Consider the following 12,650-nt stretch of genomic DNA (forward strand, 5'->3'; position numbering starts at 1 on the left):
TTATAACAATTAATTAAGTAAGTTCTTTTTGTATCTGTTCCAATGATTTATTTTTCGTCTCCGGCAATTTCCAAGCGAAGATAAAGCTGAATAACATAGCGACTGCAAAAAAACCGAAAATATACGTTCCACCTGAAACCAGAAAGACCGGGAACATCCACGACAGGATAGCATTCCATACCCAGTGGGTCATACTACCGAACACCTGTCCCTTCGAACGAACAGAAGTCGGGAATACTTCGGAGATCAACACCCAGATCACCGCTCCCAGTGAAACAGCAAAGAAAGCAATAAATCCCATCAGGCAAATCAACATATAATAGCCGGAGAAGTCGTTGGTATAAAAACCGTAAGCTACTGACGCCAACGATACGACCATGCCGAGAGAACCGACATACAATAATTGTTTACGCCCTACCTTGTCGATCAGGATCATTCCAATCATGGTAAATGTCAGATTGGTCAATCCGATGATAATAGACTGCATCATCGCCGAGTCATGAAATACTCCGGATAATTCGAAGATACGAGGTGCATAATACAGGATCGAATTGATTCCCGACAGTTGGTTGAACGTAGCAATAAAGAAAGCGAATAAAATCGGTTTCAGATATTTACGTTGAAACAGCTTCTCACTGTTATCGCTGGTAGTGGAAAGAGAGGCTTTTATCTCAGCTAACTCTTTATCGACATCTGATTCACCGATCTTCTCCAACGATAAACGGGCCTGGTCGATCTTATGCTCCTTCACTAACCAGCGCGGACTTTCCGGAACGGTATTCAATAAGAGACCGAATAATAAAGCAGGAATTGCCAACACTCCCAACATCCACTGCCAGTCGTTCGGTACGCCGCTTATACAATAGTTGGAAACATAAGCGATTACGATACCGAATACAATATTAAACTGGAAGAAAGCGACAAAACGTCCCCGCCAGTGGGAAGGTGATACTTCAGCAATATACATAGGTCCTACTACAGAAGAAGCACCTACCGCCAAACCGCCCATAAACCGGAAAAATAAAAAAGAATACCAGTTTACGATCAACGCACTGCCCAGAGCTGAGATCAGATACAAATAAGCGACAGCTTTCAGGCAGTTCAACCGTCCGTACTTCTCGACCGGACCGCTACAAATCAAAGCCCCTACGATGGTACCGAAAAGAGCGATGGCAATAGTAAATCCATGGCTGAAATCGGATAGTTCGTAGATCTTTTGAATGGCCTTCTCTGCACCGGAGATCACTGCCGTATCAAATCCGAACAAGAAGCCCCCCAGAGAAGCCACAAAAGCGACATAAAACATAAAACCTTTTACCGATGATTTCATAATAAGTAGAGTTTAAAGTTTAAAGACCGAATTCTATTCTGTTAATCACATGATCCTGATAACATTCTTCCAGTTCAACAAAGTATCCGCTCCATCCCCATACACGAACGATCAGGTTCCTGTGGTTTTCCGGATGTTTCTTGGCATCCAGCAGTTTTTCTTTACATACTGTGTTCAACTGTAACTGATGGCCGCCTAAAGTAATGAAAGTTCTCACAAGCATACCCAGTTTGGCTACACTTTCTTCATTACGAAAAACAGACTGGTCGAACTCAAGTGTCAAAGGACCGCCGTTTATTGTCTTTTTCAGATCCGGCTTCGTAAACGATTTAATTACGGACATTGGACCTTTCTGCTTGATAAACAGGCTCGGGGAATAGTTTGCGGGAATCTTTTCTCCGGCATCCCTACCGTCGGGAGTCGCTCCCAGTTCGGTGGCATGGAAGATATAATACATGGCTGTACCGGTTCCGGCACGATAGATACCGCCTCTTTCGTTGACTCTGTTATCCAAAACCTTATCGAAAGAGTTGAGTAAGTCTTTTGCGATCAGGTCGACATAATCGTCATCCTGTCCCATTTTAGGCGCTTCGGTACGTAGTGTATGTTGCAGTTCTTTTTCCTGCGAAAAATTATCCTTCATCGCATTTATCCAGGTTTCGTAATCGACGGCATGCTCTTCAAAATAATATTTTTTAATGGCAGCCAGCGAATCGGCAGCCGTGGCAAGACCTGTTCCATGGATACCATAATTATTATATTTGCTTCCTTCTGAAATATCCCTGGCACGTTCGATCGTTCCATCCATAAGCAGGGACATCATCGGCGCCGGTATAAGATAAATATTCCGCTCTTTTTCACAGATCAGATCTAACCGACGACTCATTTCTTTCTCGACAAGACCATAGAACGTTTCATAATCCAGGCAATCTTTCAACTCGTCCATACAAGTTTTCACACAGTCGATCAGAGAAAGTGCATCTATATTTGGAATATCCATTGCAACTCCCGGAATAATGAACTCCCAGCAAGCTGCCACAACATAATTTACGGCATCTTCCTTCGAATAACCTTTCCTGATAAGTCCCGGAATAACAATATCATCATTACTGTATTGCGGGAAACCCAATCCTATCTTAGTCAACTGCGAACCTAATTCATAGATCTCGGCAGGCGTATCTTTATCGACACGGATGTTGATCTTCGGATCGATCAGTTCCAGTTCAAAACTCGCTTTCAAGCACATCCTGGATAGGTTATTAAACAGATATTCTCCGGTAAGGCTCCGTCCACCCAACACCAGACTCTGACCGTTATCACCCTGTTGCATACCCGGATATAGGTCACTGTCCTTATTGCAGACCAGGAAGAATTCCTCCAGAAGATCGAATGCTTCTTCTTCTGTCAATACTCCGTTCTCGATATCCTGTATGTAGTAAGGATACATATACTGATCGAAACGCCCCAGTGTGTTATGATAATTGCCGGACTCCCAGATTGAGAAATGAAGTATTCGCAACAACTGAAGTGCTTCCCTGAAACTCCGGGCACCTCTTGTCCTGACAGCCTGCAATGTTTCTGCTATTTCCGTTTCGCCTATCGACAGAGCATGATCTGCATACCTTCCTATAAATGATTGCAAAGCCAGGATACAGTTATAGGTAGCGTTCAGGAATTCCTTTTGTTCAGCCGTCAACAATTCATCTTTCAACCTTGTCTGTATTTCCTGTTTACGAACCTCGAAACCATTCCTGATCGTATAAGCATAATCCGGAGATATATTACAAACAGCCCCACGCTCATGAATATAATGGTTTTGTTTGATCGTCTCCCACTCCGTCGGAGTATACAAATCGGGAATATCCGTTATAGTCCGTGTAAAAACAATCTTTTCACCTTCTAGGATAACAGGTTCCTCTTTTGCTAAAAGTTCGGATAAACAAACAGACGATCTGACAACCGGAGAAAGTTTCTCCTTTTCGAAACGGACACTCAGGTCGTTTATCCCCAATTCTTCCGGAGTCCTGCGATACCGGTGATGTTTCTTATCCAAAATATATTTACGCAGGCTTTTAATTCTTTCGTTCATAAAATTATCGTTTTAATATTATTTTCTTCAAATACATTATTGATCTGTGGTAAAGCATCCGGATCAAACGGAGGGTTATATACCTTGCCTATCATGGAATATTTTGCTCCGGCAATCTTGTTATAACGAAGCAATTCTATCCGAACCAGAGATTCTACACCTTTTATTACTTTCAAAATGGATTGCATGTTTTCTTTTGTATCGTTTACTCCGGGAATTAACGGAACCCGAATAATAAACTTGTTTCCGGACGAGCACAGCGTTTCCAAATTTTTAAGTATCAAACGATTATCAACCCCGGTATATCTTTTATGCAGTACGGGATCCATCTGCTTGATATCAAACAAGACCAAATCCAATAAAGGGAGCACTTCTTTAAAGACAGAGACAGGAGCATACCCACTTGTCTCGATGGCTGTATGAACAAAAGGGTTTATCTTTCGTAACAGCTCCCTTACAAAGTCAGCCTGTAGTAAAGGTTCGCCCCCGGTCAATGTTATACCGCCATTATTCAAGGCATAGATATCCTTATTTTTCAACAACTGACCGGCCAGTTCATCTACTGTAATCCGGTAACCGCATAATGTCCGTTCTCCCTTTTTATCCATATATTGCGGTTCAGGGGATATCCCCTCCGGATTATGACACCAGGCACAACGCAACGGACAACCTTTCAGGAATATGGTAGTCCGGATACCAGGACCATCATTCACTGCAAATTCTTCAATACTAAAAATCGTTCCTTGCATGCTAATAATATCCTCTCAAATGAGAACTGGTTATTTCTCATATTTCATGATCGTGTATGAATAGGCAGGGAAAGTATATTTCACATCCCCGTTTATTTTCAAATCTTTTTTCACCGGAATAATCCGACAAGGTTGTTCGGGCGTATTACGTTCTTTCAAATCACCGGACAGCGTAATGACTTCAACGTTATCCACACCTGTTAGTCCTTTTATCGTCATATCCGTATCGATAGCCTTACCGGTTATATTAACTACATGAACGACCAACGACTTCCCCTCTTCATCTTTTGTCGCTGTAACATCCAGATCACCTGTAACTTCACTATTGACAAGTAAGGGTAGATGGTTTGCAGAAGCCATCTGTTGTGCATAATAAGGAGGCATTCCCCACACCTGGGTTGGGGTGAAAAAAACTTGCCCCTGGTCCCAACCATTATCATTCTGTAAATAAGGTTGTAAAGCATTGGCTGCACAAGAGGTAAATACAAAATCTCCATGCCGGCGCACGGCATTCTGCAAAGTTACATGTCCTAATGCCCGCTGCACATTATGCAAATTCCCGTTTTCTTCGAAAATGGCACATTTCATCTTCGTATCGGGATCCCATTTCAGGAACAATTGCTGCATCTTTTCCAACTCTTTTGCAACATTCACACCCGTAGTCAGGTCATCAGCCCAGGGATGGTAGTCCCAATAAGGAGATTTACCGTTGAGTGCCTTGAATACCATTTCCATATTAGGAGAATCCGGTCGCCACCAGGCAGCATTAATAACATCGACAGAGGCATCTTTACTTTTAATTGCTTCATATAGTAAATTAAACCGATCTATATAATGCCTGTAACCGTCTGCGTCATCCGCATGGATCACTTCTTCATTACCGATCTCTATATATTTCACGGCATAAGTTTCCGGATGTCCATTTTCAGCCCGCTTCTTCCCCCACTTCGAAGAGACCGGCCCGTTCAGATATTCTACCATATCGGCAATATCTTCAGGCGTTTCCTCTATATTAACAGCAAAGGCAGCCTGAAAACCTGCGGCTTCACAGAATTTCAAAAACTCTTCTATACCGAAACCATTTGTAGAGTAAGGGTTCCAATGCCCTTTATAAGGAGGACGTTTGTCCGGGTCACCGATCATCTTTTTAAAACGATACTCGGGAGCATTCACCATTGTTCCACCATAACGCAGGAAGGTCAATCCCTGTTTCTGCATAGCCTGTCCTATATCGCAACGGAAAGGTAACCCATGAAATTGTTTGTCCTCCGTATTCATCAACACCACCTGATCGATCCAGATCTTACCCGGACGATTTATATAAACAGCCAGGCGGGATTGAGGATCTGTGGTATTGGCTACCAAACTGAAAGGATATTTCTCCCACTGGTTTGAAATCTCACCAATCGTATGTGTTGCATATTCTCTGGTTCCGTCTGCATTTTGCAGAGCGATCGTTACGAGACCATCAAAAGCATTCCCTTTTATATAAAGTCTTCCCTGCAACTGCTGTCCTTTCGTCACGGAAATCCCCCACCGGTTCAGGCTTTGGTTAGCGACTCCCGCTATCCCACTCTTTCCGTCCATCCGGATGACCTGCGAATACTTTCCGTTATAAGCGTCTTCACCATCATGGATAAATACCGCTTTCGCATCTGCAGTCTGTATAGGATCCCAATGTAAACTAACCGCTTGACCAGTCTTCCCGGCATAAGATACACTTTCCTTTTTACCGTTCTTTTCTATATTCAGAGCACGAAATTCCGTATTTGAGTTCCAGGTTCTTAAAGCTACTTTGCCTCCTAGTACCGGAGTTTCCGTATCATTATAAATAAATAAACTTTTCCCATTTAACAGAACTTCAATCTGTGAACCATTCATCTGCACCTTCAGTTTATTCCATGCCTGAGGAGAACAATCTACAAAAACCTCCTTCAGAGACTGCCAGTTCTGACGATGTTTCCCGAATATCACTTTCTTACCATCGGCTGCCAGGCTTATTTCATATCCTTCAAAGTTATCGGCTCCATTCCCCGGGTCATTTACCCGAACCAGTAAACCGGCATTATTAGCAGCACTCCCACTTAAACGCAGATCCACCTCAACCGAGCCATTATCCACATCCGTACGTTCATAAACCAATTTGGCCCCGGGATAGGCTTCTATTTTCACTCCCCCGTTCTGAGGTTGCCAATAACCTTCATAGGCAGTGAAGTGATCGAACGTAAAACCCCTGACCGGTTCCTCGAAACTCTCCCCAAAGATCTTTTGATCATACAATCCTCCATAAATCTCATGATTTACATCCTCTATACAAGCTCCGTAAAGATAAGGAGAGATCTTATTCTCCACCTTAGAAGCATTTATACTGATTGTAGCTTCTTGTGCAGAAAGACTCCAGGAGAAAAGAACGAATGCGCCTCCGCTCAGGATTACGTATTTTTTCAGTTTACTTACTTTCATGATACTATAAATTGTTTTTATGGCATTAGATTCATCGGCAGCAAATATAGGCATAAAACCAACAACTGGTACGAACTAGTACGACTTTTTAGTTATGTTCTTAAACATAGACCAGATCGTACCAGTTCGATTCTTTAGAAGTATCTTTGCACATCAAAAATAACAACGATGAAAGTAAATGAATCAAAATACAAACTGGTAGTAAACCACGTTATAGACGGTATAAATAATGGAACCTATAAAAAAAGTGACTGGATCCCTTCAATCAATGAATTCAGAAAGAATTATAATTTATCGAGAGATACAGTATTTGCAGGACTAAGCGAATTGAAATCAAAAGGTATCATCGATTCCAATCCGGGAGTAGGCTATTATGTAACCAGTACCCGCATATCACACCGGCACAATATATTTCTTCTCTTTAATGAGTTTAATGAATTCAAAGAAGACATATATAATTCATTCATGGAGTCGATAGGAAAAACCGCAACCGTGGATATTTATTTTCATAATTATAACCGGAGAGTGTTCGAGACGCTTATCAATGAAGCTAACAATAAATATACTACATATATCATCATGTCCGGAAAGTTCTCCGGTATCAATCCTTTACTACAAACTTTATCGGGTAATGTATTCTTATTAGACCATTTCCACTCGGAGTTAAAAGGGATATACTCGTCGGTATCGCAAAATTTTGAGAAAGACACCTATGAGGCATTAGTATACGGATTACCTTATATACAGAAATACCGGCATATTATCATGGTTCAGAAAGAAGAGAAAGAACCGATCGAAAGATATAACGGGTTATGTGCATTCTGTAAGGACTATAATCAATTTACGCACGATTATATATGTACGGTAAAAGACCGGAAGTTAAATAACGGGGAAATTTACATGGTTGTAAATGACCGTGACCTGGTAGATCTGCTCAAGCAGGCCGAACAACAGAACTTCATACCCGGTAAGGACTTCGGAATTATCTCATACAATGATACCCCTTTAAAAGAAATACTGGCCGGAGGTATCACCACACTATCCACCGACTTCAAACTGATGGGACAGACAATGGCTTCACTGATCACAAAGAAGACTATCGAAACCATTGAAAATCCTTGGAGATTAAATATAAGAAGTTCCCTTTAATAACCGGGAAAAATAATAGCGCCCCGGCATAACCGAGGCGCTATTGTTTTATCTAAAGACCAGAAACCTTTCGTTTTCTAATTATCCCTGATATTCTCTACCGGATTGGATACAGCTGCCTGATAGCTCTGTATAAATACCGTTACAAAAGAGATAGCCAGACAGAATACCCCCGCAGCAATATATATCCAGGGCGAAAGTTCAATACGATACGAATAATCCGAGAGCCATCCATTCATAAAATACCAGATCAGTGGTATAGCAATGATAAATGCAATTGCCACATAGGTCAGAAAGGCTTTTACAAGCCGGAGAAGCACTTGTGCGTTTGTCGAACCGAACACTTTTCGAACCGCTATCTCAGAAGAACGTTGCTGGATAAAATAAGTGGACATGGCAAGTAACCCCAATAAAGAGATCAGGATAGCGATCACGGCGAAGATCATGACAATCGTTAAAGTTCTTTCCTGTGCAACAAACGAATACTCAATCTGTTCATCAAGAAACCTACCGGTAAACTCTAAACCTGTCAGCTTTTCAAAAACAGCAGCGACCTCCTTACGGGCAACATACGGATCCCCTTTCACTTCCACAAGAATATTACGGGGATGCAAATCTTCTTTGTTGGTATAGAGCATCAGGACCGTCGGATGTTTCTTCATCAATATATTACTTACCTGAAAATCTTTAACGATACCCGCAACAGGAACTTCATTCCATCCCCTATACTTATATGATACAACGTCTTCCGGCAATTCCAGTACCCGCATGGTTTCTTCCGAAAGATAATACTTCACCGTTTCGGCAACATGATTTTCACGCAGAATATCAAACCCGAGCATATCCCAATATTCCTTATCGCCGCTAAATTCCTGGAAACTGATATTCTTTTCACCGAAGCGGCCGGTAAAGTTCATCCCCATATTGAACGGGGTACCTTGTCCCAGACCTATCCGGCCCACACAGGCCAGTTGCTCCAACTCATTTGCCAGGGTGGAACAGGTCTGACGATTCGACAAGGCCTCTCCACTTATATCTATCATATTCTCCGAATTATATCCCAAAGGAGCTTTAATCAAGTGTTTTACCTGTAGAAACATGGTTATCGAAGCTGCGATCAGGCAGATAGTGATCATATTCTGAAAAATGATGAAGAATTTACTAAACACCATCTTCGTCTGTTTGCGGAAAGTTCCACGCACCACTTCGATCGGTTTCGCATTCGAGATAACGATAGCCGGGAGTAAACCTGCTATAAACCCGATTAAAGCGATCAGGATAATTACAATCATACCATTCAACGGGGTAATCATCTCGTTCAGATATATTTTCTTTTCCAACAGGTCGCTGGCATAAGGAACAAATAAGAAGGCCAGTAACATGCCGACACAAAAAGAAATAGCAGTCAGTAAGGTAGACTCTATGATCAGGCGGGAGAACAATTCTTTACGTGAAGAACCCAACAAACGCCGGGTGGCCATCTCTTTTGCCCTGAAACCGGTCTGCGCTACCGTCAGGTTAATATAATTAATAACGGCAAATATCAAGATAAGTAAGCCCACCGACAATAAGATAAGTACGAACTGTCTATCTCCCCTATCTATACGAGGCGAAGAATTAAATTTCCAAAAATACAACTGTTTCAATGGAACGAACTCAACCTTTGTCGATAATTCTCTTTCGTAAATCCAAAAGAAAGTCTTCAACCAATCGCGGACATCGTCCGACCGGGAAGTAATATCAGCCCCTTCACGTTCCATCACAAAAACGTTTACAGACTTCGCACTGTTGTAGTCATCAAACATATTACCTCCTACAGCTCTGATATTATCGACCCTGCATAGGATATCTTCGTCCGGGATGACGGAATGCCGGATATCTTTCATAACTCCGTTGACAATCAGTGTCAGCCCATCATTGACACGGATCGTTTTTCCCATCGGGTCTTCAGTCCCAAAAACCTTATTCGCAAACGACTCGGAGATCACGGCATAGTTCTTTGCTGCCAATACATTCTCTTTATTCCCCCTTACCAACGGGAAACTGAAAAAGTCGAAAAAAGTAGTATCGGCCAGCATCAGGTTTGCTATAAACTTCTGATCTCCGCTTTGGACCGGCATATCACCGAAAACCCGGGTCAGTACATGGCAACTCTTTTCAATCTCCGGATAATGTTCTTCCAGCCGGTATCCTATCTGAAAGGCCGATCCGGTGGATTCACCATCACTTAACGCATAAATACGGTCACCATTTTCATGGTACCGGTCGGAAGACAGCTCCCCCACTACATAGGTAGCAATCAGGATCACAAACATCAGTGAAACGGACAGACCGAACAGGTCGATGGCTGTATAAGCCTTGTTTCGTCCCAGAAAATTAAAGAAGGACTTAAAGTTCAATAAATTGTTCATTGTGGTGTTTACTCTATTTATTTCTACTAATTCATTAGGTCTAATATATGAAATGTTTTGGTTAAAAGATAATTAGGCCAAAAGCCTAATTATCTTTTATGTTTTCTACCGGATTGGATATGGCAGCCTGGTAACTCTGTACAAACACTGTAACAAAAGAGATGATCAGACAGAACAAGCCGGCAACGACATATATCCAGGGAGAAAGTTCAATACGATACGAATAATCGGTCAGCCATCCGTTCATAAAATGCCAGATCAGCGGTATAGCGATGATAAAGGCAACCGCCACATAGGTCAGGAAAGCTTTCACTAACCGGATCAGTACCTGTGCATTGGTCGAACCGAATACCTTACGCACTGCTATTTCGGATGAACGTTGCTGGATAAAGTAAGTAGACATTGCCAACAACCCCAACAACGAGATCAAGATCGCGATACCGGCAAAGATCATAACGATCGATAAGGTTCTTTTCTGAACGGTAAACGATTCTTCTACCTGCTCATCCATAAACTTACCGGTAAAGTCCATCCCAGTCACCTGTTTGAAAATGTCTGCTACTTCCCGGCGGGCAACGTAAGGGTCACCATTTACTTCTACGAGGATATTCCAAGGCTTATCGTCGAGGTTTTTCGGGTTATCTTTCAGGATGATGATCATCGGGCTGTTCTTTTGCAGGATATTACGCAACTGGAAGTCACGTACGATACCAGCCAGCGGATGGGTTCCCCAGTTGGTAAGATCAATGGTGGTGGCATCGTCAGGCAATTCCAAAGCACGCATAGAGCTTTCGGAGAGGAAATACCGTTCGGAATTAGCCACATGATTGTCACGCAGAAATTCGAAGCCAAGGATATCGGCAAACGTTTTCTCGCAACGGATCATTTGGAAACTGATCGTCTTACCGTTCGGGTAACGGGAGGTGTAATTCATCCCCATATTGAAAGGCGTACCTAATCCGGCACCGACCCGGTTGACGCTGGCTAATTGTTCCAACTCGTTCATAAGCGTGAAACAGGTCTGTTCATCAGGCAGCTCCATACCGTTTATGTCGATAATATTAGTCGTATTGTAACCCAGAGGTGCCTTAATCATATATTTCACCTGCAAAAACATGGTAAGAGAGGCGGCAATCAGACAAATGGTAATAGTGTTCTGGAAAACAATAAAGAACTTACTGAATACCATCTTCGTCTGCTTACGGAACGTGCCGCGTACTACCTCGATAGGCTTTGCATTGGAGATCACAATGGCCGGCAGCAACCCGGAGATAAAACCGGTGAAGGCGATCAGAAGTATCATAATTATACTGTTCAATGGCGTGAACATGCCCGGTAGATCGATCTTTCTTTCCAACAGATTACCTGCATAGGGGGAAAATACGAAGGCTAATAGCAGGCCGAACAGGAAAGAAACAGCCGTCATCAACGTCGATTCCATGATCAGACGCGAGAAGAGTTCCTTACGCGACGAGCCCAGCAGGCGACGGGTAGCCATCTCCTTGGCACGGAAACCGGTTTGTGCCACTGTAAGATTCACATAGTTGATGATGGCGAAGATCAGTATGAGCAGGCCTATGGACATCAGGATCATAACAAACTGCCAGTTACCACGTTCGATGGTGTAAATACCCCAGGGGCTGTTTTGTTCCCAGAAATAAAGTTTCTTCAGGGGTACAAAGTAGACACCTTTCGATTTATCCTGTTCGAATGACCGGAGGAAAGTTGCAAAATATTCGCGGATATCGGCCGAGCGGGCAGTAAGGTCAGCTCCTTCACGTTGCATCACGAAAACGTTGGTAGCACCGTAACTGTTATAGTTGCCGAACATGCCTTCCTCTCCTGTCAGAAGATGGATATTTTCAACCCGGAAAAGGATATCCTCGTATGGAATAACGGAATTGCTGATATCCTTCATAATCCCGTCGACCGTCAGCGATAGCCTATCGTTGATACGAATCATTTTACCCATCGGATCTTCATCCGCAAAATAACGATTAGCAAAAGACTGGGAGATCACGGCTGAGTTTCTGGCTGCCAACACGGTATTCTTATCTCCTCTAACCAGTGGAAAACTGAAAAAGTCGAAAAAGGTAGAATCAGCAAGCATCAAATTGGCAGTCAGGTTCATATCGCCTTTCTGAAGCGGTGTCTTGTCAAAGATGCGTGTCATAACATGGCATACTTTTTCAATCTCCGGATAACGTTCTTCCAGGCGGTAACCTATCTGATAAGCAGAACCCATATAATTACCATCAGTCAGCACATAGGTACGGTCAACGTTTTCATGATAGCGGTCGGTCGATAACTCGCCAATCACATAAGTAGCGATCAGGATAACGAACATTAATGATACTGACAGACCGAACAAGTCAATCATGGTGTATCCTTTATTCCGCCCCAGAAACTTAAAGAAGGATTTCAAATTTAACAGATTATTCATAATATATTATTGTTTA

The 12,650-nt window shown here is 42.6% G+C and carries 7 protein-coding genes; 1 reads left to right on the forward strand and 6 read right to left on the reverse strand.

All coding sequences use genetic code 11. From position 1 onward, the window contains the following. Positions 1-13: 13 nt before the first annotated feature. From BQ7394_RS14045 to BQ7394_RS14060, 4 genes are read right to left on the reverse strand one after another with little or no spacing between them, the layout of a single operon-like run. A complete protein-coding gene (locus tag BQ7394_RS14045; RefSeq protein ID WP_075558007.1) occupies positions 14-1,330 on the reverse strand; it encodes a sugar porter family MFS transporter in 1,317 nt (438 codons plus the stop codon). A gap of 19 nt (positions 1,331-1,349) precedes the next feature. Next, positions 1,350-3,419: a pyruvate formate lyase family protein gene (locus BQ7394_RS14050; protein ID WP_075558008.1), complete on the reverse strand. Its 2,070-nt coding sequence runs from the start codon at positions 3,417-3,419 to the stop codon at positions 1,350-1,352. After that, positions 3,416-4,168, reverse strand: a complete 753-nt coding sequence (locus tag BQ7394_RS14055) for a radical SAM protein (RefSeq protein ID WP_075558009.1) — start codon at positions 4,166-4,168, stop codon at positions 3,416-3,418. The genes BQ7394_RS14050 and BQ7394_RS14055 overlap by 4 nt, the downstream gene beginning before the upstream one ends. A 30-nt stretch (positions 4,169-4,198) precedes the next feature. Then, complete coding sequence (locus BQ7394_RS14060; protein WP_075560038.1) at positions 4,199-6,631, reverse strand: 3-keto-alpha-glucoside-1,2-lyase-like domain-containing protein; 2,433 nt, start codon at positions 6,629-6,631, stop codon at positions 4,199-4,201. A 168-nt stretch (positions 6,632-6,799) separates the two neighbouring features. Between BQ7394_RS14060 and BQ7394_RS14065 the strand changes: the two genes are divergently transcribed. Further along, on the forward strand, positions 6,800-7,780 hold the full coding sequence (locus BQ7394_RS14065) for a GntR family transcriptional regulator (RefSeq protein ID WP_075558010.1): 981 nt from the start codon (positions 6,800-6,802) through the stop codon (positions 7,778-7,780). A gap of 77 nt (positions 7,781-7,857) precedes the next feature. Here the strand turns inward: BQ7394_RS14065 and BQ7394_RS14070 are convergent, their stop codons facing one another. Next, positions 7,858-10,191, reverse strand: a complete 2,334-nt coding sequence (locus tag BQ7394_RS14070; protein ID WP_075558011.1) for an ABC transporter permease — start codon at positions 10,189-10,191, stop codon at positions 7,858-7,860. Between the two features lie 85 nt (positions 10,192-10,276). After that, positions 10,277-12,634, reverse strand: a complete 2,358-nt coding sequence (locus BQ7394_RS14075) for an ABC transporter permease (RefSeq protein ID WP_075558012.1) — start codon at positions 12,632-12,634, stop codon at positions 10,277-10,279. Between the last annotated feature and the right edge of the window lie 16 nt (positions 12,635-12,650).

It is taken from the genome of Parabacteroides timonensis (assembly GCF_900128505.1).
Lineage (GTDB): Bacteria > Bacteroidota > Bacteroidia > Bacteroidales > Tannerellaceae > Parabacteroides > Parabacteroides timonensis.

Coding starts and splice junctions, on each gene's coding strand:
- BQ7394_RS14045 (WP_075558007.1), bottom strand. CDS start 1,330: ATGAAATCATCGGTAAAAGGTTTTATGTTTTATGTCGCTTTTGTGGCT.
- BQ7394_RS14050 (WP_075558008.1), bottom strand. CDS start 3,419: ATGAACGAAAGAATTAAAAGCCTGCGTAAATATATTTTGGATAAGAAA.
- BQ7394_RS14055 (WP_075558009.1), bottom strand. CDS start 4,168: ATGCAAGGAACGATTTTTAGTATTGAAGAATTTGCAGTGAATGATGGT.
- BQ7394_RS14060 (WP_075560038.1), bottom strand. CDS start 6,631: ATGAAAGTAAGTAAACTGAAAAAATACGTAATCCTGAGCGGAGGCGCA.
- BQ7394_RS14065 (WP_075558010.1), top strand. CDS start 6,800: ATGAAAGTAAATGAATCAAAATACAAACTGGTAGTAAACCACGTTATA.
- BQ7394_RS14070 (WP_075558011.1), bottom strand. CDS start 10,191: ATGAACAATTTATTGAACTTTAAGTCCTTCTTTAATTTTCTGGGACGA.
- BQ7394_RS14075 (WP_075558012.1), bottom strand. CDS start 12,634: ATGAATAATCTGTTAAATTTGAAATCCTTCTTTAAGTTTCTGGGGCGG.